The organism is Labrys sp. KB_33_2 (assembly GCF_052114505.1).
Lineage (GTDB): Bacteria > Pseudomonadota > Alphaproteobacteria > Rhizobiales > Labraceae > Labrys.
On the sequence record NZ_JBFREW010000028.1, the window covers coordinates 21,783 to 45,002 of the forward strand.

22 protein-coding genes and 1 pseudogene are annotated in these 23,220 nt (G+C 61.0%); 21 read left to right on the plus strand and 2 right to left on the minus strand.

Features of this window, described 5'->3' with window-relative positions:
* The first annotated feature begins 16 nt into the window (after window positions 1-16).
* From AB4037_RS32575 to AB4037_RS32620, 10 genes are all read left to right on the plus strand, one after another.
* The gene (locus tag AB4037_RS32575) at window positions 17-916 is read left to right on the plus strand and encodes an ABC transporter permease (protein ID WP_441774356.1); all 900 of its coding nucleotides are present in this window, start codon (window positions 17-19) and stop codon (window positions 914-916) included.
* A gap of 3 nt (window positions 917-919) precedes the next feature.
* Window positions 920-1,765, plus strand: a complete 846-nt coding sequence (locus tag AB4037_RS32580; RefSeq protein WP_441774357.1) for an ABC transporter permease — start codon at window positions 920-922, stop codon at window positions 1,763-1,765.
* Window positions 1,762-2,505, plus strand: a complete 744-nt coding sequence (locus AB4037_RS32585) for an SDR family NAD(P)-dependent oxidoreductase (RefSeq protein WP_434961165.1) — start codon at window positions 1,762-1,764, stop codon at window positions 2,503-2,505. The genes AB4037_RS32580 and AB4037_RS32585 overlap by 4 nt, the downstream gene beginning before the upstream one ends.
* A 25-nt stretch (window positions 2,506-2,530) precedes the next feature.
* Complete coding sequence (locus AB4037_RS32590) at window positions 2,531-3,292, plus strand: SDR family NAD(P)-dependent oxidoreductase (protein WP_441774358.1); 762 nt, start codon at window positions 2,531-2,533, stop codon at window positions 3,290-3,292.
* A gap of 35 nt (window positions 3,293-3,327) precedes the next feature.
* Window positions 3,328-4,563, plus strand: coding sequence for an ABC transporter substrate-binding protein (locus AB4037_RS32595; RefSeq protein WP_441774359.1), 1,236 nt, complete (start codon window positions 3,328-3,330; stop codon window positions 4,561-4,563).
* Between the two features lie 67 nt (window positions 4,564-4,630).
* Window positions 4,631-5,725, plus strand: a complete 1,095-nt coding sequence (locus AB4037_RS32600; RefSeq protein ID WP_441774360.1) for an ABC transporter ATP-binding protein — start codon at window positions 4,631-4,633, stop codon at window positions 5,723-5,725.
* A gap of 56 nt (window positions 5,726-5,781) precedes the next feature.
* Window positions 5,782-6,663: a polysaccharide deacetylase family protein gene (locus AB4037_RS32605; RefSeq protein ID WP_105865590.1), complete on the plus strand. Its 882-nt coding sequence runs from the start codon at window positions 5,782-5,784 to the stop codon at window positions 6,661-6,663.
* 105 nt (window positions 6,664-6,768) lie between these two features.
* Complete coding sequence (locus tag AB4037_RS32610) at window positions 6,769-7,101, plus strand: hypothetical protein (RefSeq protein WP_441774361.1); 333 nt, start codon at window positions 6,769-6,771, stop codon at window positions 7,099-7,101.
* Entirely contained in the window at window positions 7,091-8,176 is a 1,086-nt protein-coding gene (locus AB4037_RS32615) for a CobW family GTP-binding protein (protein ID WP_441774362.1), read from the plus strand. Before AB4037_RS32610 ends, AB4037_RS32615 begins: the two co-directional genes overlap by 11 nt.
* Window positions 8,177-8,225: 49 nt before the next feature.
* On the plus strand, window positions 8,226-9,449 hold the full coding sequence (locus AB4037_RS32620) for an ABC transporter substrate-binding protein (protein ID WP_441774363.1): 1,224 nt from the start codon (window positions 8,226-8,228) through the stop codon (window positions 9,447-9,449).
* 102 nt (window positions 9,450-9,551) lie between these two features.
* On the opposite strand, the pseudogene AB4037_RS32625 reads toward AB4037_RS32620, so the two are convergent.
* Window positions 9,552-10,403 (minus strand): annotated as a pseudogene (locus AB4037_RS32625) (IS3 family transposase); the annotation flags it as partial.
* A gap of 323 nt (window positions 10,404-10,726) precedes the next feature.
* Here AB4037_RS32625 and AB4037_RS32630 point away from each other — a divergent pair.
* Entirely contained in the window at window positions 10,727-11,080 is a 354-nt protein-coding gene (locus tag AB4037_RS32630; RefSeq protein WP_434961172.1) for a COG4315 family predicted lipoprotein, read from the plus strand.
* 498 nt (window positions 11,081-11,578) lie between these two features.
* On the opposite strand, the gene AB4037_RS32635 is transcribed toward AB4037_RS32630, so the two are convergent.
* Window positions 11,579-12,649: an ABC transporter ATP-binding protein gene (locus AB4037_RS32635; RefSeq protein WP_441774364.1), complete on the minus strand. Its 1,071-nt coding sequence runs from the start codon at window positions 12,647-12,649 to the stop codon at window positions 11,579-11,581.
* Between the two features lie 131 nt (window positions 12,650-12,780).
* On the opposite strand from AB4037_RS32635, the gene AB4037_RS32640 reads away from it, so the two are divergent.
* From AB4037_RS32640 to AB4037_RS32685, 10 genes are all read left to right on the plus strand, one after another.
* Entirely contained in the window at window positions 12,781-13,491 is a 711-nt protein-coding gene (locus AB4037_RS32640) for a GntR family transcriptional regulator (RefSeq protein WP_441774365.1), read from the plus strand.
* Window positions 13,488-14,489 (plus strand): alpha/beta hydrolase, encoded by a 1,002-nt coding sequence (locus AB4037_RS32645; RefSeq protein WP_441774366.1) that lies wholly within the window; start codon window positions 13,488-13,490, stop codon window positions 14,487-14,489. Before AB4037_RS32640 ends, AB4037_RS32645 begins: the two co-directional genes overlap by 4 nt.
* Window positions 14,490-14,524: 35 nt before the next feature.
* Complete coding sequence (locus tag AB4037_RS32650) at window positions 14,525-15,739, plus strand: ABC transporter substrate-binding protein (protein ID WP_441774367.1); 1,215 nt, start codon at window positions 14,525-14,527, stop codon at window positions 15,737-15,739.
* 67 nt (window positions 15,740-15,806) lie between these two features.
* On the plus strand, window positions 15,807-16,730 hold the full coding sequence (locus AB4037_RS32655) for a carbohydrate ABC transporter permease (RefSeq protein WP_441774368.1): 924 nt from the start codon (window positions 15,807-15,809) through the stop codon (window positions 16,728-16,730).
* Complete coding sequence (locus tag AB4037_RS32660; RefSeq protein WP_441774369.1) at window positions 16,727-17,560, plus strand: carbohydrate ABC transporter permease; 834 nt, start codon at window positions 16,727-16,729, stop codon at window positions 17,558-17,560. The genes AB4037_RS32655 and AB4037_RS32660 overlap by 4 nt, the downstream gene beginning before the upstream one ends.
* Before the next feature lie 46 nt (window positions 17,561-17,606).
* A complete protein-coding gene (locus tag AB4037_RS32665; protein WP_434961179.1) occupies window positions 17,607-18,488 on the plus strand; it encodes a sugar phosphate isomerase/epimerase family protein in 882 nt (293 codons plus the stop codon).
* Window positions 18,485-19,480 carry a Gfo/Idh/MocA family protein gene (locus tag AB4037_RS32670; protein ID WP_441774370.1) on the plus strand — a complete coding sequence of 332 codons (996 nt, stop codon included), beginning with the start codon at window positions 18,485-18,487 and terminating at the stop codon, window positions 19,478-19,480. The genes AB4037_RS32665 and AB4037_RS32670 overlap by 4 nt, the downstream gene beginning before the upstream one ends.
* A gap of 1,345 nt (window positions 19,481-20,825) precedes the next feature.
* Window positions 20,826-21,113 (plus strand): hypothetical protein, encoded by a 288-nt coding sequence (locus AB4037_RS32675; protein WP_441774371.1) that lies wholly within the window; start codon window positions 20,826-20,828, stop codon window positions 21,111-21,113.
* A 128-nt stretch (window positions 21,114-21,241) separates the two neighbouring features.
* The gene (locus tag AB4037_RS32680; protein ID WP_441774372.1) at window positions 21,242-21,760 is read left to right on the plus strand and encodes a hypothetical protein; all 519 of its coding nucleotides are present in this window, start codon (window positions 21,242-21,244) and stop codon (window positions 21,758-21,760) included.
* Window positions 21,761-21,787: 27 nt separating this feature from the next.
* On the plus strand, window positions 21,788-22,996 hold the full coding sequence (locus tag AB4037_RS32685; protein WP_441774374.1) for an HlyD family secretion protein: 1,209 nt from the start codon (window positions 21,788-21,790) through the stop codon (window positions 22,994-22,996).
* Window positions 22,997-23,220 lie beyond the last annotated feature (224 nt).

The window sequence follows — 23,220 nt, forward strand, 5'->3', positions numbered from 1 at the left end:
AACGGAGATCGACTGGATGACGACGCCTCCCGGCAGCGAAGCGGCGGCGCCGCAGGCTGCATCGCCGCGCAGGTCCCGCAACAAGACAATGTGGCTGCTGGCTCCAGGCGTCGTGTGGATGGTGCTCTTCCTGCTCGTCCCCATCCTGATGATGGTCTATGTCTCGTTCTGGACGCAGACCACCTTCAAGATCGAGCCCATCCTCACTACCAAGAGCTGGGCCACCTTCTTCACGAGCGACACCTATCTCCAGGCCCTCTGGACCACGATCCGCATCTGGCTGACGGTACTGGTCGCGACCCTGGTGGTCGGCTACCCCACGGCCCTGTTCGTGGGCCTGTTCGTGCGCAACAAGGCGCTGCAGACGGCGCTCCTAGTGCTGTGTGTCATCCCGTTCTGGACTTCGTTCCTGATCCGCGTCCTTGCCTGGCGCCCGATGCTGGGCAAGGAGGGCGCCATCAACCTGATCCTGCTCAAGGCCGGCATCATCACGCAGCCGATCGAGGCCCTGCTCTTCTCCGACCTGTCGGTGGTGATCGGCATGACGCAGATCTACTGCGTCTTCATGGTCGGCCCGATCGCCTTCATGCTCGGCCGGATCGACCCGAACGTGATCGAGGCGGCGCGCGATCTCGGCGCCGGCTTCTGGCGCATCTTCCGCACCATCATCCTGCCTCTGTCCATGCCCGGCGTGGTCGTCGGCTCGATCTTCGTCTCGGTGATGGTGCTGGGCGAATTCGCCACCTCCGCGGCCCTGTCGGGACGCAAGGTCAACCTCCTCGGCAACATCATCGTCACCCAGGTCGGTTCACTCAAATGGGCCTTTGCCGCCGTGGTCGGCGTGATCCTGACGATCGTCATGGGAGCCGTGGTCGCCGCCCTGCTGCGCGTCGTCGATCTCAGGAAGGAGCTCTGAGCCATGCAGGCACGCGGCGTCAAACCGGTCCTGGCCATCTATACGGCCCTGTTCCTCTTGTTTCTCTATGGCCCCTTCGTCGTGCTGGCGATCCTGTCCTTCCAGACCGGACCGGAAGGCGGGCCGCAATTCCCGATCATCGAATGGTCGACCTACTGGTACCGGCATCTCTTCGGCCTGACACCGCCCTCCCGCATCGCCCCGCTGCCGATCGAAGAGAGCCTGGGACGTTCGATCGTCCTTGCCATCATGACGATGGTGGTCTCGACCGTCCTGGGCGTGACATCCGCACAGGCCTTCCGCAAGAAGTTCCGAGGCTCGGGCATCGCCTTCTATCTGATCGTCCTTGGCATGATGGTGCCCGGCGTGCTGGTCGGCCTCGGTATGGCGCTGGTGGCGAACGTCCTCGGCATCGACCGGCACTGGTGGGGCACGGCCTTCGTCCTCCATGTCGTCTACACCTATCCGTTCGCCTTCCTCGTCATGCTGGCGATCTTCAACCGCTTCGACCAGAGCGTCGAGGAAGCCTCCTGGTCCCTTGGCGTCTCGCCGATCCGCACATTCCGGAAGGTGACGTTCCCGTTGATCTTCCCAGGCGTCCTGTCGGCGATGCTGTTCGCCTTCACCCTTTCCTATGACGAGTTCTCACGCACGCTCTTCGCGTCGGGGCGCGACCTCACTTTGCCGCTGGCGATCTACGGCACGTTCTCGGTCGAGATCCATCCCAATGTCTTCGCCTTCGGCGTGCTGACCACCCTGTTCTCGTTCGCCCTGCTCGCGGTCTACGCGATCCTGATGGGCCTGTCCGTCCGGCGCGGCCGGCGCATCGCCATCCAGGAGGACGCATGATGCCCAGCCAGAAAACCGCCATCGTCACGGGTGCGGGCTCGGGCATCGGCAGGGCCATCGCCGAACGTCTCGCGGCGGACGGCTATGGCGTGCTCGTCAACGATCTGGCGCTGGATCGCGCGCAGGCCATCGCCGAGGCCATCCAGGCGGTTGGCGGGAGGGCGGTCGCCGCAGCCGGCGATGTTTCCAGCGAGGCTGATGTCGCGACCATCGCCACGGCGGCCAAAACGCATCTCGGCCCGGTGGACCTGCTCGTCAACAATGCCGGCCACGTCCATCAATGCCTGTTCGAACAGCTCGAACCCGGTGATTTCGATCGCATGTTTGCCGTGCATGTGCGCGGCACCTTCCTGATGATACGGGCCGTGTTGCCGGCGATGCTGGAGACGGGATCGGGCATCATCATCAATGTCGCATCCCAGCTCGGCCAGATCGGCGGGATCGAACTCGCCCACTATTCCGGTGCCAAGGCCGCCGTGATCGGCATGACCAAATCGCTTGCCCGCGAAGTGTCGAGCCGCGGCGTGCGGGTCAATGCCGTCGCACCGGGGCCGATCAACACGCCGCTGGTGAGAGCGCTCTCGGATGACTGGAAGGAGCGCAAGGCCAGGGAGTTGCCGCTCGGCCGCTTCGGCGAACCGGAAGAGGTGGCAGCCACCGTCGCCTTCCTCGCCTCCCCGGCCGCCAGCCTCTTCGTCGGCCAGACGCTCGGGCCCAATTCCGGCGACGTGATGTTGTGAACGAGCAGAGGGAGAAGACAGCACCATGACGAAGGCACGCATCGTCCTGATCACCGGCGGAGGCATCGGCATCGGCTGCGCCAGCGCAAAGGCCTTCGCCGCGCTCGGCGACCATGTGGTGGTCACCGACATTCTGGAAGCGGAAGGCAAGGCTGTCGTCGAGGAGATCAAGGCCGCCGGCGGCTCGGCCGAATTCGCGCCGCTCGACGTTCGTTCCACCGACAAGGCCGACGCCCTCGTCGCCGATGTGGAGGCTCGTCACGGCGGCATCGATGTCGTCGTCGCCAATGCCGGTATCGCCCACCGCGTGCCGCTCGCCAGGCTCGATGACGACAAATGGGACCTGACCTTCGATATCGACCTCAAGGGCATCTTCCGCGTGGCGCGGGCAGCGCTGCCCGGCATGCGCGCCCGCAGATCCGGCGCCATCGTCGCGCTCTCCTCGATCATGGGCGTCGCCTATGGCTGGGACGAGCATGTGCATTACTCCTCGGCCAAGGCCGGTGTCGTCGGCCTGGTGCGGGGCCTCGCCGTCGAGGTCGCCCGCGACGGAGTGCGGGTCAATGGCGTGGCACCCGGGTACATCCGCACCGCCCAGCTCCTCTCCAAGGAGCATTCCCTCGGTCCCGAGGGCGCGGAGATCGCCGGCGCCTTCATTCCCATGGGCCGCATCGGCGAGCCCGAAGAGATCGCCGACGTGATCGTTTTCCTAGCCTCTTCCAGCGCTCGCTACCTCACGGGCCAGACGCTGGTGGTCGATGGCGGCCTGCTGGTGGGTCGCTACTGAAACAAAAGCAAATAACCAGAACCGGAGAAGGAACGATGTCTGACCGAAGCGAGATGACGCGCCGCTCTTTGTTGAAGCGATCCGCGGGAATGATGGCCCTGGCACTGGGCGGCGGCACGCCGTTCCTCTCCTCCCGGGCCGCCTGGGCGCAAGGTACTGGCCTGGCGAGCGAGAGCCTGCGCACGATCGGCCTGTCCGTGACGGTGCAGGAACGCATCCTGGCCGAGTTCAAGGCCGCCTCCGGCGTGGGCACGACCTCGGGCACGGCCGCGACCTTCCCCGATGCCCAGACCAAGATCTTGTCGGGTTCGAAGGACTATGATTGCTGGGAAGTGATCGCCGAACGCCTGCCATCGGTGGTGATGACCAACAATGTCGCGCCGATCGCCGCCTCGTCGCTGAAGAACTGGGCCAATATCCGCGATACTTTCACCAAGCCGAGCGACAAATGGGATCCCAAGGCCCAGATCACCGGCCAGATCTGGCAGGACGATGCCCATAGCCAGCTCTGGATGGTGCCGGCCGTCTATAATTACGACTCCATCGGCTATAATCCGGACGTCCTGTCGGATGAGGAGGCCAACACCTGGGAGGCGATCTTCGATCCCAAATGGAAGGGCAAGTCCGGCCTCAACACCGACCCCCTGATCGCCTTCGGGCAGGCCGTGATGGCCATGAACTCGCTGGGCCTGTCGGCCGTCAAGAATCCCGGCAATCCCTCGGAAGCCGAGATCGACGAGGCTGCGAAATTCCTGGTTTCGAAGAAGAAGGATGGGCAGTTCCGTGCGCTCTGGGGTGATTTCGGCGAGCTCGTCAATCTCCTCGCTTCCGGCGAGATGGTGGTGTGCGACGCCTGGCAGCCGGCCGTGATGGCGGTCAAGGCCCAGGGCAAGGCCTGCAAATATGCCCGCCCGAAGGAAGGCTATCGCGCCTGGGCGATCGGCCCCTCGCTCATCGCCGGTTCCACCAACAAGGAAGCCGTTGCCGCCTATGCCGATTACTGGCTTTCGGGAAAGCCCGGCATCACCGTTTCCGAACAGGGCTATTACTCGCCGACGACCAACATCAAGAGCGAGATGGCACCGGAAAAATACGCCTTCTGGTACGAAGGCAAGCCCTGGGTCGGCGCAGCCGAGCGCGGCATCAAGGAAGGTGACCTGCGCGACGGCGGCAGCCTGGCAGAACGGGCCGCCAACGTCGCCTATTGGCACCAATGGCCGGATGCCTATGACCATCTCATTCAGAAATGGGACGAGTTCCTGAACGCCTGATCACGATCCGGGCGGAAAGCGCGCCTTTCCGCCCGCCTCCCCTGCCATTCCCGCGGAGCACGAAGCGATGATCCACGATCTCGAACTCATCAAGGTCGGCAAGGTCTATGACAACGGCACGCCCGCCGTCGCCGGTTTCGACCTGGCCGTCGCCAAGGGAGAGTTCATCGCCTTTCTGGGGCCTTCCGGCTGCGGCAAGACGACAACCTTGCGCATGATCGCCGGCTTCGAATCCATCTCGTCCGGCAACATGCTGATCAGGGGAACGCGCATCAACGACGTGCCGCCAGAACGGCGCCCGACATCGATGATCTTCCAGAACTACGCGCTCTTCCCCCATATGACCGTACGCCGCAATATCGGCTATGGCCTCGAGGTCAAGGGACTGGCGAAAGCCGAGCGCGACGCGAAGGTCGATCGCATCCTGGACACGCTCGGCCTCGAGGATGCCGCCGACAAGCGTCCCGACAAGCTCTCCGGCGGCCAACGCCAGCGTATCGCTTTGGCGCGCGGCCTCGTCGTCGAACCCGATATCCTCCTGTTGGACGAACCGCTGGGCGCGCTCGATGCCAATCTGCGCAAGGCGATTCAGAACGAATTGAAGCTCCTGCAGAAAAGGCTGGGCGTCACCTTCGTTTTCGTCACGCATGCCCAATCCGAGGCCTTGGCTCTTTCCGATCGCATCGTGGTGATGAACCAGGGACGCGTCGAACAGATCAGCCCGCCGCACCAACTCTATACAAGGCCGAACACACCCTTCGTGGCGCAGTTCATCGGCCGCAACACCATTCTCGACGGCTCCATTGGCGGTGTCGAGGACGGGCGCGTGGTGGTCGATACCCCGCTTGGAATCCTGCGCGGCACGGCGAACGGCAGGCTGGCCAATGGCAGTGCCGCCAAGATCGTCGTCCCGGCCGAAGCCATAGAAGTTCGTTCGGCCTCGGATGGGCGCGTCACCGAGATGGGCAATACCATCGCCGCGACCGTCCGTCGCCTCGATGTCGTCGGGCACATCTCGCATCTGTCCGTCGAGCTTCCGGGAGGCCGGGCGATCTCCCTGGAAGCGCATGTCGAAAAATACCCGCCGGGCCTCTTCGCTCCCGGCGGTGAAGTCGTGCTGGCCTGGAATGCCGCCGAGGCGACCGTCATTCCAGCCGCCTGACAGACCATTCTTTCAAGAAAACATCGATTTCAACATGAAATGAGGAGACCTCACCCATGGCAAAGGAAATACTCTGCGGCTTCGGCGTCGACGTCGATGCGGTCGCCGGCTGGCTCGGTTCCTATGGCGGCGAGGATTCGCCGGACGACATCTCGCGCGGCCTTTTCGCCGGCGAGGTCGGCTCGCCCCGCCTGGTCAAGCTGTTCGAACGCTTCGGCATCAAGACGACCTGGTTCATTCCAGGCCACTCGATCGAGACCTTTCCCGAGCAGATGCAGGCCGTTGCCGACGCCGGCCATGAAATCGGCATCCATGGCTACACCCATGAAAACCCGATCGCGATGACGCGCGAACAGGAGATCGAGATTCTCGACAAATGCATCGATCTCGTCACCAAGCTCTCCGGCAAGCGTCCCACCGGCTATGTGGCACCGTGGTGGGAATTTTCCAACGTCACCAATGAGTTGCTGCTCGAGCGCGGCATCAAATACGACCATTCGCTCATGCACAACGACTTCACGCCCTATTATGTGCGCGTCGGCGATTCCTGGACCAAGATCGATTATTCCGGCAAGCCGAAGGACTGGATGGTGCCGCTGAAGCGGGGGCATGAAACCGACCTGATCGAAATCCCGGCTTCCTGGTATCTCGACGATCTGCCCCCGATGATGTTCATCAAGAAGGCGCCCAACAGTCACGGCTTCGTCAACCCGCACGATATCGAGCAGCTCTGGCGCGACCAGTTCGACTGGGTCTATCGCGAGATGGATTATGCCGTCTTCCCGATCACCATCCATCCCGACGTCTCGGGCCGCCCGCAGGTCCTGATGATGCTGGAGCGCCTCTATGCGCATATGGCCAAGCATCCCGGCGTCAAGTTCGTCACCATGAACGAAATGGCCGACGATTTCGCCCGCCGCTTCCCGCGCAAGAAGTGACGAGGGAGGCCGGGTCCCCTATCGTGGGCCCGGCCATCCATGCTGTCGGGAAAGGGCGACAGCCCTTTCAAGTCGAAAAAATGCGCCGCAACGGGGAAGATCTGCATGTGTTCGCTCTGCGGCATTCTGGGTGGCAATGAGCACTGGGCCGATGCGGTGGCCCGGCCGGGCGTCTTCACGCGCAATGGCGACAGAATCGATCGCCGCCGTGAGCGCATGAACCGCGTGCGCATTGCCTGCCAGGTTCTGGAACCCTTCGGCATGACCCTCTCCGATTGGCAGGGCGCTTCCTTCCTGCTGTCGACGAAAACCGGCAAGACCGAGATCATCGACGATCTCGGCCATCTGTGGCCCGCGGCCGAAAGGCTGGCCCGGCGCGCCTGCGATCCGCTCTCCCTGCCGGTGATCGAGGCCATGGAGAAGCGCCATGGCGGATGACGTCCCGGCCTTCACCCCGGTCCACCTCCTCACCGGCTTCCTCGGTTCGGGCAAGACGACGTTGTTGCGGCGGCTGCTGGCGGACCCGGCCATGGCGCGCACGGCCGTGCTGATCAACGAATTCGGTGAAATCGGGCTCGACCACCATCTACTCGAACCCATCGACGAGACCATGGTGCTGCTGCCGTCGGGGTGCTTATGCTGCACGATACGCGGCGAACTGGCCCAGGCGATCCGCGATATCCATGCCAAGCGGGCGCGTGGCGACATTCCACCCTTCGACCGGCTGGTGATTGAAAGCACCGGCCTGGCCGATCCCTTCCCGATCCTGTCGACCATCAAGGCAGATCCCGTCCTGCGGCATCATTTCCGGCCGGGCACGGTGATTGCAACGGTGGATGCAGTGAACGGCCAGTTCCAGCTCGAGAACCATGTTGAGTCGACACGCCAGGCCGCGATCGCCGACCGGCTCGTGCTCACCAAGACCGATATCGTCGACGAAGTGACAATTGCCCGGCTCCTCGATCGACTTCGGCGCTTCAATCCGGATGCACCGATCCTGCGGTCGGCCGAGCGGGATTTCGACGCCCCGGCTCTGTTCAGTCAAAATGACTTCGCTGCTGCAGGCCAACCGGAGCGCTCGACCCGCGAATGGTTCCGCCAGACCTTTCAAAGCGACGATCCGCTCACCCCCGAAACAACCAGCCAGCCCGGGCACGAACATGGTTCAGGCGACCGTACGCGGCATGGCGAGCGTATCCGCTCCTTCGTGGTCACGGTCGATGAACCGCTCGACTGGACGGCCTTCGGCATCTGGCTGACCATGCTCCTCAACCGGCATGGCGATCGCATCCTGCGGGTGAAGGGCATGCTCAACCTTGCGGGCGAGAGTGCCCCGGTGGCAATCCACGGGGTGCAGCATCTGGTGCATACACCCGTGCATATGCAGGCCTGGCCCGATGGCGATCGACGCTCGCGCATCGTTTTCATCGTGGATGACCTCGATTCCAGCTTGATCCGGCGCTCCCTGGCAGCCTTCAACAGATTGGCGGCTCCAGTGTCGCAACAATCATGATCAAGCGATTTCGAATGCCATTGTCTCAGCTCCGTTATCCGAGCTCCCCATGAAGGGGGCAGCATCGGAAGAAAAGTTCTCGGCACCCGCCTTGCATCTCACGGAACGGCCGACCCTGCGGGTATTGGGAACCGAGATTTCGCATCTGGAGGAACTGCGCCTCAGGGCAGAAGCCGATCTGGGGATCAATGTCGTCTTCGATACCCAGGACTTCATCACCACCCAGCACAAGGCGGCGGCAGAGCCGGGCAGCTATGATGTCTATGACCAGTGTTTCCACAACCTCGACATCGTCTGGTATTGGCGCGCCATCCAACCCATCGATCTCACGCGCATCCCGCTCTGGGGCGAAATCACCGACCTGACCAAGACAGGTCGGCTCGATCCAGGGGCCCGCGTCGGTTTCGGCGATGCCCCCGTGACCAAACTCTTCGTCCAGCCCAACCGTGCCTTGGGCCCGACGCCGTCGCGCTGGCTTTCGATGCTGCCGACCACCCATAATTTCGATTCCTTCGCTTTCCGACCAGATCTCGCCAATGGCGATGCCGAGCAGATCGTCTCCTGGGGTGCCCTGCTCGACGAGCACTGGCATGGCAAGGCAGCTCTGGTCGATGAGCCGGCGATCGGTGTTTTCGACGCGGCTCTCGCCGCCCAATCGCTGGGATTGATGAGCTTCGAGGATATCGGCAACATGTCGACCGAGGAGATCGACACTCTGCTGGGCATCCTGATCGAACGGCGCAAGGCCGGCTTTTTCGCCGGTTTCTGGAAGACCGCGGCGGAAGCCGCCGGCCTGATGCGCGATGGCGGTGTCGTCATCCAGAGCATGTGGTCCCCCGGCATCACCGCCCTGCGCCATTGCAACGTGCCGGTGATGGAGGCCGTGCCCCGCGAAGGCTATCGAGCCTGGCACGGCGGCCTGTGCCTTTCGAGCAACCTATCGGGGCGCATGCTCGACGTCGCCTATGACTATCTGAACTGGTGGCTGTCCGGCTGGCCAGGCGCGGTGATGGCACGCCAGGGCTATTACATGTCCATCCCCGCCCGCGTTCGGGCTTATCTGACACCAGACGAGTGGGCCTACTGGTATGAGGGCCTGCCGACACAGACTGAGTTGCCCGGTCCGGACGGAACCATCACCATCCAGGCCGGATCCGCGCGCGTTGGTGGATCCTACCGGCAGCGCGCCAATTCGATCGCCGTTTGGAACACGACGATGGACGAGCACAATTATCTGGTGCGGCGGTGGTCGCGATTGGTAACCGCCAATTAGTGTCCGCTGTCATGCATAGAAAAACGTCTCGATCAGATCGAATTAACTGCGATGACTCTGTCGTAAAGGTGGCCGGATCCCAATGACTGGTCCGGTTTGAAGTTAGTGCAGGGTCTGTTTGATCCGCGCCCATTTGGGGGCACCACCGGAGTTCTGCAACGAGATCGGGGTCTTATGGCCTATCGCACCGTGCGGCCGAACCTCATTGTAGTATCTGAGCCAATCTTCCATCTTTTCGGCAGCATCTGCAAGCGACAGGAACCAATGCGTGTTCAGGCACTCGGTGCGGAACTTCCCATCGAAAGCCTCTATAAAGGCGTTGTCCGTGGGCTTGCCGAGCCGCGAGAAGTCCAGCGTGACGCCCTTGGCATAGGCCCAGAGATCCAAATCTCGCGAGACGAATTCCGAGCCCTGATCAACCCTTATCGTCTTGGGATAACCTACCTTGGCACAGACGCGCTCCTGTGTGGTGACCACGTTTTCTCCCCGGTAGCTGAACCTGGGGTCGACCACCGGCGAGAAACGCGAGAAGGTATCAACGACGGTCAGAATGCGGATTTTCTTGCCGGTCGCCAATTGATCATGGACGAAGTCCATCGCCCAGACATCGTTCGGGCGCGCGGTCGTCGCGAAGCTTCGCCTTGACCCTGCGCTTGGATGTCTTGTTCCTGAGCTGCAGCCCCAACTCATTGTAAATCTATGGTTCTCTTGATGTTGATGCTCCAGCCCTCGCGCTGGAGCATGACATGGACACGCCTGTAACCATACCGGACCCGTGTCTGGCAGAACTCCTTGATCCGGGCTGCGATGCCGGCCTGGTCGGGTTTGCGTGACCGGTAGTGATAGGTCGAGCGATCGAACTCCAGAGCACCGCAAGCTCTGCGGATCGAGACGCTCCACTCCCATACATATCACGCTCACGAGCTTGCGCTTCCGACCAGGCCTTAGAATTTTCGCTGACGCGTCCTTCGGTTCGGCGGAAGATTGGCGAGGCTTTGATCAAGCGCGAAATCCCGGATTTCCGCGAGCGTATCTTTTACATCTCGGGGCCGCGCGAGATGGTTGTCGGTTTCCAGGACGCTCTAAGACAGCTTGGAATCGCCAGGTCTCGCATCAGGGTCGATTTCTTTCCCGGCTTTACTTGACGAAACGCGCGTCACCCACCGAAACAGCCGACGCCTATGAATAAAAGCGTATCTGCGGTGTTTATGGACGTCCTTGATATTTGAGAGGAAGCGGCCCGAAAAAAACGGACCACTCCACGGAGGAGTCATTCGATGAAGACCTTACTCGCTCTCGCCACATCTTTGCTAATGTTGTCTCTGCCATTGGCCCCAGAGGCGAGCGCCGCAACGACGCTGACGGCCAGAAACGGTATGACGATATACGTCTTTGACAAGGACACCGGTGGCAAGCCGTCGTGCTATGGCGGCTGCGCGGCAAAGTGGCCTCCATATGTCGCCAAGGCTGGCGAGAAAATGGGCGAAGGCTGGGCAGCCGTAAAGCGGACGGATGGTTCACTGCAATGGAGCTATGACGGCAAACCAGTCTATTTCTACGCGCCAGACAAGAAGAAGGGCGACAAGACCGGCGACGGCATCGGCGGTGTCTGGCACGTTATCAGCGAATAGCTGATCCAGCGAGGCAGATTAGCCGACTTTTCCCCACGCCGTAACGGAGCCGAATTGGCCCCAACTGCGTGAATTCCGTTCGTAATCTCAAATCCAAGACCGAAAAAGACGATCGTGCCTTTTTTCAAGCAGCCAAAATATCAAGCTGCAAGAAGCCTAGAGGCGGAAGAGGGCAAGATTTCAGGTACCCAAGTGGAAGGCCCGAGCATTATCTACAGGGTCGCTTGTCGAGCCTCACGGCGCTTGCTGAGAAAGGCCCTTCCACCTGGCATCCGATAGGCAACCTTCGCCGCTTTTCGCCCGGATCCTTACGCGCAAAGTTTTGCTCCCGCCATGGTCAAACGCGCGCTCTATTTGCTGGACGCTTCCGTCGGGGTTAGCCGCCAGCCCTCATTGTTGCCCCATACCGAGCAGGATGCCGGATTGTCGGAATCCCGCGCCAACAGGAATTGCTGCAATTTGGTTCGAGATTCTGGAGCGGGAAGACCAGGTAACCGGTCAGTCCGGCTTTAGCCGTGTGCCGCTGCTCCCATCGAAAAGATGCAGGGCATCCCCCTCGCCCCTTACGGAAACCCTATCCCCCACTTTCACGGCGCTGTGCCGCGGAAATTCGACCGTAATCATCCGGTCACTGCCATGATCGAGATAACCGAAAGTCTGTCCGCCGAGACGTTCGACCATGGTTAATTCGCCGGTGAACCAGGCTTGGGAAGCATCGCAGGGTGAAAGGTCTTCCGCCCTAATGCCGAGGATGACGGACGTTCCGGGAGCTAGCGACAGCCATGGCAGGACAATTTTGGCGCTACCGACCGAGAGCTCGCCATCACCATTCAGCTGCAGCTCCACGGTATTCATGGTCGGACTGCCGATAAAGCGCGCGACAAACAGACTTGCCGGATGGTGATAAAGTTCGAGCGGAGGGCCGACCTGTTCCATGCGGCCCGCATTCATCACCACGATACGGTCGGCCAGGGTCATCGCCTCGACCTGGTCATGCGTGACATAGACCGTGGTTGCCTGGATGCGACGGTGGAGCTTTGCGATCTCAAGGCGCATCTCCACCCGCAAGCCAGCGTCGAGATTTGAAAGCGGTTCGTCAAACAGGAAAGCCTGAGGATCGCGAACGATGGCCCGCCCCATGGCGACACGCTGACGTTGCCCTCCCGACAATTGCCCCGGTCGACGCTCCAACAAGGGTGCCAGTTTCAGGGTTTCAGCGGCCTGTCTCACGCGCTGGTCGATCATTTGCGGGTTCTGGTCGCGCATGCGCAGCCCAAATCCCATGTTCTCGGCGACCGTCATATGCGGATAGAGCGCGTAATCCTGGAATACCATGGCGATGTTGCGCTCTGCGGGCGTAAGCGCATTCACCACCCTGTCCCCGATGCGCATCTCTCCACCGGTGATCTCTTCGAGCCCGGCGACCATGCGCAGCAAGGTGGATTTGCCGCAACCCGAAGGACCGACCAGTACGAGGAATTCGCCTTCGGCGATATCGAGGTCGACACCATGGATCACCGTATGGGTGCCGTAAGATTTGCGAATATCCCTGAGGCCAATGCCCGCCATTGCGTTTTCCCCCGATACTGCCTGCGACAAGCGAGGCCATTCCAGCTCTTGACCTGATTATCAATATCAATAATGATAATTGCAAGAGGTATGCGAACACTCTCAAGATGGCGCCAGCACAAGGGGGAGACATGAGCGAGCGGCCAGCATCTCGGCGTTTCGACCCGGCATTGCGCGCCAAGGGCGGCCGGCCGGGCCCTGTCGCCCGCTCGGCGATCGCCTTCGACGCCCTCAAGCACGACATCATGCTCGGCGAACTCGCTCCCGGCGAACCCCTGGTGGAACTGGAACTTGCCGCCCGTTTCGGCTGCAGCCAGGGCACGGTGCGGGAGGCCCTGCTGCAGCTTCAGGAGGAAGGGCTGGTGCACCGGCGCGGCCATCGCGGCACGCAGGTCTCAGACTGCACGGCGGACGAAGCCGTCGAGATGTTCCGCGTCCGCAAGCAGATCGAATGTGCCGGCGTGCTGCGCGCCTTGCGCAACCCCAGCCGCGGCCTGCTTTCCGATCTGAAGGCACTGGTCGAGGCCATGGAGGAGGCCGCGCGGGAGGATGACGAGATGGGGCTCGCCGCCTTCGACCGCGACTTCCACCGCCGTCTATTCCACGATGCAGACCTGCCCGCCCTGGATCCGATCCTGCATCGCTGCCTGATCCACAACCATCGCTTCAAGATTTCGCGCACGCAAGGCCAGCGCGATCTCGTGCTCACGGCCCAGCGTCATCGGCCGCTGGTAGGCGCAATCGAGGCCGGCAACAGCGCCGCGGCCGTGACCTCTCTCGAGCATCATATCGCGACCATCGTCGATTTCGGGCCCAACGTTTTTCCTGGAGCGGGGCAATGAATGCCCCAATCCCTGATACGGCGGTCGAACAGCTGCCCGGCCAGCTCGATCCGGAACTGGCACGCCTCCTGGCCGCCATTGACGATGAAATCGGCCCGCAGCCGGATACGACGCTGCTGCCGCCGGCAGAGGGTCGGGCCCTTGCCGCGCAACTCAACCAGCGTTGGAACCGCGACCTGCCGGCAATGGCCTTTACGGGCGACTTCGTCGTTCCTGCGGATCCGACATTCTCGTCAGCCGATTGCCGCGTCAAGGTGCTTATCCCACCGGAGGCGGGAGCCGGTGCACTGATCTTCGTCCATGGCGGCGGCTTTGCCTTCTGCAGCCCGCAGACCCATGAGCGTTGCGCCCGGGTTCTTGCCATCGAGACCGGCCTGCCCGTTCTCCTGCCCGATTACCGCCTGGCCCCGGAACATCCCTTCCCGGCGGGGCTGCACGACGTGATCGCCTGTATCGGCCGCGTTTTCGATCACACCGTTGCACTCGGCATCCGTCCAGGTCCGCTGCTGCTGGCGGGCGACTCGGCCGGCGCCAATCTGGCGCTCGCCGCCATGCTTCATCGCCAGGCCGACGGACGCAGCCTGCCCGACGGTGCCCTGCTCTTCTACGGCGTCTACGACGCTGATTTCGAGACACCCTCCTATCGACGTTTTGCCGACGGTCCTGGCCTGACCACGGCGCGGATGCAGCGCTATTGGAACTGGTATCTGCCCGCCCCGAAGGCACGCCAGACGGTGCTCGCCTCGCCCCTTCATGCCAGTGACGAGGCATTACGTGGTCTGCCGCCCCTCTTCCTTCTGGCCGCGGAGATCGATCCGCTCTTGTCCGACACGCTCAACCTGGCGGCGCGCCTGCGATCGGTGGGGCGGCAGGCCGACATACACATCGTCAAGGGTGTGACGCACGGATTTTTGCAGATGAGCGCCGGGCTGAGCGCGGCCCGCAACGCCCTCAAGACCGCGGCCCAAGCGGCAAAGTCAATGATCAAGCCGGCGTGAACCGGCACCAAAAACACATTCTTCGGGAGGAAATGATGAGGACAGGACTGAAGAAAATGCTGAAGGCGCTCGGTGTCGCCTGTGCCCTGAGCGCCAGCATGATGCTCGGGGCGGCCAAGGCGCAGACCGTGCGCTTCTGGTATCATTTCGATAATCCGGCCAACCCGATGGATGACCTCATCAAGAAATTCGAGGCGGCCAATCCCGGCATCAAGGTCGAAGCCGAAAACGTGCCGTGGAACTCCTATTACGACAATCTCTACACGGCGATCGTCGGCGGCAATGCGCCCGACGCCGCCATGGTGAAGCTGTTCGCCCAGCCCCGCCTCGTCGAGATGGGAGCCCTGGAGCCGATCGGCGAACGCATCGATGCCTGGCCCGGCAAGGCGGACCTGCTCGACAATCTCCTCAATCTCAACAAGGGACCGGACGGCAAGCAATATTACCTGCCGATCCAATATGTCGTTCTCTATCTTTATTATCGCACGGACCTGTTCAAAGCTGCCGGGCTCGAGCCGCCCAAAACCTGCGACGAGTTCCGCGAGGACGCCAAGAAGCTCACCAAGGCGCCGGACACCTATGGCTTCGGCCTGCGCGGCGGCAAGGGCGGCTGGGATCAGTGGGGCACCTTCGTCTTTTCCAAGGGCGCCAAGCTCGAGCCGGGCGGCCTGACCACGCCGGAGGCGATTGCCGCCAACAAATGGCTGGTCGACATGTTCCGGGAAGACAAGTCGATTCCGCCCTCTGCGCCGAATGACGGCTTCCAGGAAATCATTGCGGCCTTCAAGGCCGGAAAGACCGCGATGACCATCCACCATGTCGGCTCGTCCAACGACCTCGTCAAAGCCTTGGGCGACAAGGTTTCGGCGGTCCCCGCTCCAGCCTGCAACGGCAAGCAGTGGACCTCCTATGGCGATGAATCGCTGGCGCTCTTCTCTTCCTCGCAGGTGAAGGACGCTGCCTGGAAATGGATCTCCTTCCTGGCGGAGGGACAGAACAATGTCGAGTTCAACAAGGCCACGGGCCAGATGACGGTGACCAAGTCGGGTTCGGCCAACTGGACCCTGCACCAGCGGCGCTTCGTGGATGTCACCGTGCAGTCGCTGCCCTTCGCCTCGGTGCTGCCGCAGACGCCAGCCACGACCGAATTCGTCAACACGGCCTGGCAGACCAACATGCAGCAGGCCCTGACGGGCGCGGCGACGCCCGAGCAGATGATGCAGCAATTGCAGACGCTGTTTGCAAACTAGGCAAGGTGCCGGACTTTCTGTCCATCGTGCAGAAGGTCCTCTTTTTCTCCCACTACGACGCCGAGCCATGTCGCTGCATTCATCCACCTCCCAGCTCGATCGGGAATTCGCGGTCCGCCTGCGGGCGCGTCTAATGCCTTATGCCCTGTTGGCGCCGGCTCTGCTGGTGGTGTTCGTCGTCGTCTTTGTCCCGATGATCGAGGCCATCTACACGAGCCTGTTCGATCTCGTGCTGTGGAAGCCCAATGCCGCCAGATTCGTCGGCTTCGGTAACTACATCAAACTGTTTGCCGACCCTGTGTTCTGGACCGCACTCTGGCACACCGTGGTCTGGATCGGCCTCACGGTACCGCTGCAGATGGGGCTCGGCCTGATGACCGCCCTGCTGCTCAATCGAGATTTTCCATGGCGGGGTCTGGCCCGCGCGATGATCATCATCCCCTGGGCGCTGCCGAGCGTCGTCATCGCCTTGATGTGGCGCTGGATCTACGACCCCAACACCGGCGTGCTCAACGACATGCTGCTCAGCGTGCACCTGATCCAGAGTGCGGTACCCTGGCTCGCCGATCCCAATGTCGCGCTCTACGCCGTGATCGCCACGCTCACCTGGCAGGGCTTCCCCTTCTTTGCCGTGATGATCCTCGCCGGCCTGCAGGGCATTCCACGCAGCCAGTACGAGGCTGCATCCATCGACGGTGCCACGCCCTGGCGTCAGTTCGTCAACGTCACCCTGCCCGGCATTGCACCGGTCCTGGCGACGGCCGGGCTCCTTCGCGTGATCTGGGTCGCCAATTCCATGGACGTCATCTTCGTGATGACGGGCGGCGGTCCGGGCTACGCGACGCACACGCTCCCCCTCTATGCTTTCATCAAGGCGCGCCAGAACCTCGATTTCGGATATGGCACGGCGATCGCGGTGACCTTCACCGTCCTGCTCGGCGCCTTCGTCGCCATCTACATCATCCGCACCATGAAGGAGGTCGAACGATGAACAAGCCGTCGACCCTTCGGCGCATTCTCACGACCGACCTGCCGGTGGCGGCGATCGTGCTCTTCGCGCTCGGGCCTTTCGCCTGGATGATCCTGACCTCGCTCACACCGTCCGAGCGCATCGCGGCGAGCGGGGTTTCGCTCTCGCCCATCGGCTGGAGCTTCGACAATTACATCCGCCTGTTCGAGCAGACCTCCTTCCTCGGCAATATGGGCCACAGCCTGATCATCGCACTCGGCACGGTGGTCGTCGGCCTCGGCGTCTCGGTCACCGCCGCCTATGCCTTCTCGCGCTTCCGTTTCCTCGGCCGCCGGGCGATCATGCTGCAATTCCTGCTGGTGAACATGTTCCCGGTGGTGCTGCTGATCCTGCCGCTTTTCGTGCTGATGCGCCGGCTCGGCCTGCTCGACACCCATCTCAGCCTGATCCTGGCCAACGCGACCGTCGCCATTCCCTTCGCGGTGTGGATGCTGACGAGCTATGTGGCAGCCATACCCAGAAGTCTCGACGAGGCGGCGATGATCGACGGCTGCTCGCGCCTGGCGGCGCTGCGCCGGGTGATATTGCCGCTTGCCATGCCAGGCATCATCTCCACCGGCATCTATATCTTCATCACCGCCTGGAACGAGTACCTCTATGCGCTCACTTTGGGCGGCAAGAATGTGCGCACGGTGACCGTGGCGATCCAGACGCTGATCGGCGAATACCAGATCGAATGGGGGCTGCTCGCTGCCGGCGGCGTGGTCGGTGCCCTGCCTGCGACGCTGCTCTTCCTCATCGTGCAGAAACGCCTGGTCGGCGGCCTGACCCAAGGAGCGGTGAAGGGATGATGAAGCCAACGCCGCGCCTGCCCTCTGCAAACCGTGAAATGATACAATGAATCCTATCGGCCTGATATCGATGCAATATGCCCGGCCCTTTGCTGCCGAGCATTTTCCCCTCTTCACTCGCATGAAGGAACTCGGCTACGACTTCGTCGAGCTCCTGGTGCCCGAGCCCGGGGAAATGGACCTGGCGGCGGCGCGCGCAGCGCTGGCCGATGCAGGCCTCGGGGTGGTGTTGGCGGCTCGCGTCAATCTGCAGCGCAACCTATCTTCGGAAGATGCGGCCAGCCACCGAGCCGGCATCGATTATTTGAAATATGCCGCCGACTGCGCGGCAGAACTCGGCGCGACAGTGGTGGGTGGCCCCCTGACGGGCAATCCACTCGTCTTTGCCGGCCGTGCCCCCCAGCCGGTCTCCGAGACCGAGCGCCTCGCCCGCAGGCAGCGTTGTGTCGTCGGCCTGAGGGAAGCAGGCGATCATGCCGCACGCCTTGGCGTTACCCTCGCCGTCGAGCCCCTGAACCGTTTCGAAAGCGACGTGCTGTGCACCACGCAGCAGGCAATGGAATTACTCCATGCCATCGACCATGTCGCTGTGCGGTTGATGCTCGACACGTTCCACATGCATATGGAGGAAGCCTCCATCTCGGAAGCCATTCGCCTTGCCGGATCTCTTCTCGTGCATTTCCAGGCCAATGAGAACCATCGCGGGTTTCCGGGAACGGGCGCCACGGACTGGGTCGACGTCTGCCGCGCCCTTCACGACATCGACTATAGCGGCCCCATCTCACTCGAACCCTTCCGGCGCAACGATGATCGTTTCGGCGTGCCCCTGGCACAATGGCGCGCGCCACATGAGGACGAGAGCGAACGCCTCGCCGCCTCAGCCTCCTTCATCCGCTCCCATATCTCGCTGACGGAATTTCGCAGATGACCTTGAATATCGGCTGGATCGGCTGTGGCGTGCACGCCACCCAGATGCTGTTGCCCCAGCTCGCACGCCACGACGTCAAAATCGCAGCCCTTTGCGACATCGACGGCAAGCGCCTGGCCGATGCCGGCCGCCAATTCGGCGTTTCGACGCTCCTCACCGACGCAACGGAGTTGATCCGCACGCCCGGCATCGATGCCGTCGGCATGGCCGTCGGCCCCGACCAGCACCTTTCCTTCGGCAAGGCTGCGCTGGAATACGGACTGCCCGTTTTCATGGAAAAGCCTCCCTCAGGCTCGGCCGAGGGGGCTCGCCTATTGCGTCAAGCATCCGAAAAGGCTGGCAAGCCCCTGCTTGTTGGCTTCATGAAACGCTATTCAGTGGGGAACAAGATTGCACATAACATCTTGAAATCCGGCCGTTTCGGCCCCATTCTTGGTCTCACCGGCTACTACATGACGGCGCCCGGCTATTTCGCCGGCAGCGTCGATTACACCGGCTTTTTCCTGCATCATTGTGTGCATTACATGGATCTAGTCTCCCACCTCGTCTCGCCCGTCAGCGCCCTGACAGCACGCAAGGTGGAGAAGACGCCGGGTCGGGTACTGTTCCACATTGCTCTGGACTTCGATTGCGGCGCCATCGGCACCGTAGCAATGGGCACGATCCAGTCCCGGGGCACGCCAGTCGAGCGGATCGATGTCATGGGAGATCATCAACGTTTGGAGATCGAAGATGTGGTGGAGGTGCGTTGGCACCGAGATCCCCCTTTCAAGGCAGCCGATGCAGCGGCAACCCTCACCGACACCCAGGACAGTTTGACCTGGAAACCCAATTTCACTGCAGCCGCCAACGAGGATTTCAAGGGATACCATGCCCTCCTTGCTGACGTTGTCCCAGGGCTCAAGGGGGAAAACACGCCTGCTCCGACCATCCACGACGGCGTTGTTGCCATGGAACGGCTGGAAGCTCTCCGCAAAGCCCTCGATCTTTGACATCGAGAACAGACCTGGAATGCAATCCTTGGAGGCTTCGTCCTGCGGCGGTGCGGATGCGGACAACTTCGAGCCAGGCGCTCATCGCCGCTCTCGCTCAAGAAAATATCAATGCATCTGCGGAAATTGCAGTCTTGCCCGTCCCCAGCAGGACGATGGCGACGATTTCCGGCCCACAATTGCGCATCCTGTTCCGGAAGGCTTAATGCCAGAAAGTGTGGCTAAGTCGTGGCTGTCTGGTAGGTGATCGATCCTGGCAGGTCCTCGCCAATCTCTTGTCGTAGCTTTGGCTTCTTGGCCAGCCGACAACCGAACTCGATAACGAAGGAATCCAACTTCTCGCCAAGTTTTGCGCGAGTGGCTTACGCAGTAGACTCCGGCAAAGCCGGTGTTGTGCCCGGCCAGAAGCGCATGAAAATTGCGGGCGACTCGACTGCGATTCCAAGATCGCGCCTAAACCGCACTCTGTGATGATCGAGCCGGTCGAGCCGTTGGGTGATCGCCGCCCCTTGCCACGAGTGAGCGTTATTGACCACGCAGCAAAGCACGCTCGGCGAGCCTGCTCATGACGAGCCAGGTTCTGCGTACCGGCGCGGGGCCATTTGATTCATGTCAAAGCAGCTGTGACCGCATGGCCTATAAGTGAAGATTGCGCCGTCGCTGTGCACTGCGACCCTTTAATTGACCCAGCACTCCGACAACTGATTCATTCTGAATGTGGAGTGGCTTCATTGAAAAATAAAAAAGACAAATTCGCACGAAATGACCAGCCAAAAAATACTGACATGTGTGTTGCTTCGACAACATATTACAAGCAGCGCTTGGATATTTCTCACGAAATACAGAGCGACGACATAGAGGAAACCCGCGAAGAAACGGTCAGCATTAAAATTGCTGATGTGGCACCGTGCAAGCGAACGAGAGCCCAAAAGACTTCCCTACGAACGCGACCGGTCGGGAGAAGGCGCTTATCCCGACCGTCCTCCTAGGGTGCCTTGTTGCGCACTTGCAACAAGCAAAAAAGCGGGAAATGGGGCGTTGGCGGAGGTCAAGGCATTCCCGCCACGGAGCGTCGATCCCTCGCGATCCGCAACCTGATTTAGATCAATATGCCCGTATCGATATTCTGGCAAATGAGAAGCAGCGGCGGGCTTATGCGTTGTGGCACGTTGCCAACTCGCCCGGCCCCTCCAGGGAACCAGGCTTTCTGAGAGCCGAGCCGATCCGGGCCGGCCTGCCGGCTGGCCCGGTCATTCCAATCCTGGGCGGACGATCATGAAACAATTCATTTTTGCGCCCTGCCAATTCCCAGAATGTCGAGGCCATCGACCAAACGATCCGCCTGTTGTCGGAGAACCTGAACCGGGCACGCAAGCCGGATGAAAAACGCGTCGTGGAGGCGGTGTTTGCCGCTTTGCGGGCCGCCAAGGGCGCACGCCAGCACCTGAACTTGTTGCCGGCATGCACGGGAGGGCATGACGTGGCTGAATACAATGTCATCCTTAAGGACGCTGATGGCGGCGATACTGCCAGTGACCTGATCGAGGGCCTTCCCGCTGTGAAGAAGCGCGCTCGGCGCCTGTTCAGCAACGAATTTGCCCAATTTCTCGGAGCCACGCACGAGTGCATTTGATTGTGTCGTTCGCTATGTCGACTTGATCTGTAAGGGCTATCGAAGCGCTGAGTGCTGGCGCGAAATGGCAAGACAGCCCCCCCAAGGCCACTTAGATGGGGCAAATCGAAAACTAAGGGGCGATCTCGTTGGACGGAAGAATTCATCGGTCTGCTTTAGACCATCTGCCGTTTTTTATCACCGCACCTGGCGAAACCGACGTCCTGTTCAGCGGGATGGTCGTCGTCATGCTGGTGTTAATCCTCGTCATTGGCAACCTCTACTTCCAGCTCCATGCCCTTCCCGAACGGATGGCGCACAGAACCAACTTAGTCCAAATGGAAGTTGTTGCCGTTCTGGTTTTGATTTCTCTTTTCACGCACAACCATTTTTTCTGGATCGCCGGCTTGTTGCTGGCTCTCATCCGTATTCCCGACTTCTCTACCCCGCTCGCATCCATCGCGGGTTCTCTTGCAAAGATCGCCGAACAACACGGCGAACATCAGGAAAATCCAACCCCTGTTCGTGATCCATTAAGCGGCGTCACCCCGAACCGCCCAGCCGAATTGCCCCTTCGCTCAGCATCTGACCTGAATCCTAATCACGACGAGCATGACCCTGCGCCCGAAGGAGTGCCTAACGCACCTCCGTTGAACAAAGGAAACTAAACGGTGTTTGAGCTATTGCTGTGCTCGATGTTGACGATTCTTCCCGATTATCTAGTTCGCCGCTATGTCCAAAACAAGCGTATTGGTCGTGACATTACTCTCTATTCTGTATGGTATGAATTGCGATGGGGAATCAGCGCCTGTGTGATTCTGACGGTATCGTTAATCACACTGATCTTCTACTTCCACCCTTCGACCAAGTACGCCACCACCATTTACCGCACCGTCTCGATTCTACCGGAAGGAAACGGAAGAGTAGCGAAGGTGTTTGTCAACACCAATGAAAAGGTCCTGGCCGGAGATCCGCTGTTTCAGCTCGATGACTCAGATCAGAAAGCCGCTGTGGAGGCTGCCAAGCGCAGGATCGCTGAAATCGATGCTCAGATAATTGTAACTTCGACCAAACTAGGAGCTGCAGACGGGACAATTCAGCAGGCGCAAGGAGCTTATCAGCAAGCTTTTGACGAATTGAAGACAAAGCAGGAGCTCATGCGACGCAATGCCGATGTAGTCGCCGTACGAGAAATTGAACGCCTGCAGGTTTCCGTTGAGGGCTTAAGGGGGGCAGCCGATGCCGCCAAAGCGAATAAGCAGACCCTCCAAGCACAGATATCCACGCTTCTGCCAGCGCAAAAGGCCAGTAGCGAGGCAGCCCTGGCGCAGGCACAGGTTGAGTTGGACAAGAAACTCGTGCGCGCTGGCATCGCAGGCACTCTGCAGCAATTCACGTTACGACCGGGTGACGTGGTAACAACGTTTCGACCGGCAGGTATTCTGGTGCCGGCCGGAGCAGGACGGACCGCGCTCGTAGCTGGGTTTGATCAGATCGAGGCTCAAGTACTGAAGGTCGGCATGATCGCCGAAGCGACCTGTATAGGTAAACCCTTCACTATTATTCCAATGGAAGTAACCTTGGTTCAAGATGTCGTCGCTACCGGACAGTTTCGTCCCACAGACCAGTTGATCGACGTCCAGAAGGTAGGACCGCCGGGATCCATCACTGCTTATCTGGAACCGCTTTATGCCGAGCAATTAGAAGACGTACCGCCCGGTGGCAGCTGCATAGCCAATGTCTATACCAACAATCATGACGCGTTAGCCGCGCAAGACATCAGCCCGGGACGCTGGCTCTTTCTCCATATCGTTGACACAGTCGGTCTGGTACACGCCATGATCCTACGGATCCAAGCCATGCTTCTGCCCGTACAAACCTTGGTTGTGAGCGGTGGGCATTAACAACAAAGGACCGGCAGAGGCGTATTGCGGCAATGCAGTCGTCGCCTTGCGAACGTCTAGGAAAGAGCCGTTCGGTATTAAGACATCGGATTTACGATCGGCTCGAAGAGAGACTTCAGGGGAGATTCATCGTCTCCATTGGCAAAATGACGTTGCGGCAGGGCCGGAGTTCTTTTGTGATTCGAGTGCAACGGTGACATGGTAGCCGGCCGGACAGATCGGGT

Coding starts and splice junctions, on each gene's coding strand:
- AB4037_RS32575 (WP_441774356.1), top strand. CDS start 17: ATGACGACGCCTCCCGGCAGCGAAGCGGCGGCGCCGCAGGCTGCATCG.
- AB4037_RS32595 (WP_441774359.1), top strand. CDS start 3,328: ATGTCTGACCGAAGCGAGATGACGCGCCGCTCTTTGTTGAAGCGATCC.
- AB4037_RS32645 (WP_441774366.1), top strand. CDS start 13,488: ATGAATGCCCCAATCCCTGATACGGCGGTCGAACAGCTGCCCGGCCAG.
- AB4037_RS32610 (WP_441774361.1), top strand. CDS start 6,769: ATGTGTTCGCTCTGCGGCATTCTGGGTGGCAATGAGCACTGGGCCGAT.
- AB4037_RS32665 (WP_434961179.1), top strand. CDS start 17,607: ATGAATCCTATCGGCCTGATATCGATGCAATATGCCCGGCCCTTTGCT.
- AB4037_RS32600 (WP_441774360.1), top strand. CDS start 4,631: ATGATCCACGATCTCGAACTCATCAAGGTCGGCAAGGTCTATGACAAC.
- AB4037_RS32650 (WP_441774367.1), top strand. CDS start 14,525: ATGAGGACAGGACTGAAGAAAATGCTGAAGGCGCTCGGTGTCGCCTGT.
- AB4037_RS32660 (WP_441774369.1), top strand. CDS start 16,727: ATGAACAAGCCGTCGACCCTTCGGCGCATTCTCACGACCGACCTGCCG.
- AB4037_RS32670 (WP_441774370.1), top strand. CDS start 18,485: ATGACCTTGAATATCGGCTGGATCGGCTGTGGCGTGCACGCCACCCAG.
- AB4037_RS32580 (WP_441774357.1), top strand. CDS start 920: ATGCAGGCACGCGGCGTCAAACCGGTCCTGGCCATCTATACGGCCCTG.
- AB4037_RS32620 (WP_441774363.1), top strand. CDS start 8,226: ATGAAGGGGGCAGCATCGGAAGAAAAGTTCTCGGCACCCGCCTTGCAT.
- AB4037_RS32655 (WP_441774368.1), top strand. CDS start 15,807: ATGTCGCTGCATTCATCCACCTCCCAGCTCGATCGGGAATTCGCGGTC.
- AB4037_RS32605 (WP_105865590.1), top strand. CDS start 5,782: ATGGCAAAGGAAATACTCTGCGGCTTCGGCGTCGACGTCGATGCGGTC.
- AB4037_RS32590 (WP_441774358.1), top strand. CDS start 2,531: ATGACGAAGGCACGCATCGTCCTGATCACCGGCGGAGGCATCGGCATC.
- AB4037_RS32635 (WP_441774364.1), bottom strand. CDS start 12,649: ATGGCGGGCATTGGCCTCAGGGATATTCGCAAATCTTACGGCACCCAT.
- AB4037_RS32640 (WP_441774365.1), top strand. CDS start 12,781: ATGAGCGAGCGGCCAGCATCTCGGCGTTTCGACCCGGCATTGCGCGCC.
- AB4037_RS32615 (WP_441774362.1), top strand. CDS start 7,091: ATGGCGGATGACGTCCCGGCCTTCACCCCGGTCCACCTCCTCACCGGC.
- AB4037_RS32685 (WP_441774374.1), top strand. CDS start 21,788: ATGTTGACGATTCTTCCCGATTATCTAGTTCGCCGCTATGTCCAAAAC.
- AB4037_RS32630 (WP_434961172.1), top strand. CDS start 10,727: ATGAAGACCTTACTCGCTCTCGCCACATCTTTGCTAATGTTGTCTCTG.
- AB4037_RS32585 (WP_434961165.1), top strand. CDS start 1,762: ATGATGCCCAGCCAGAAAACCGCCATCGTCACGGGTGCGGGCTCGGGC.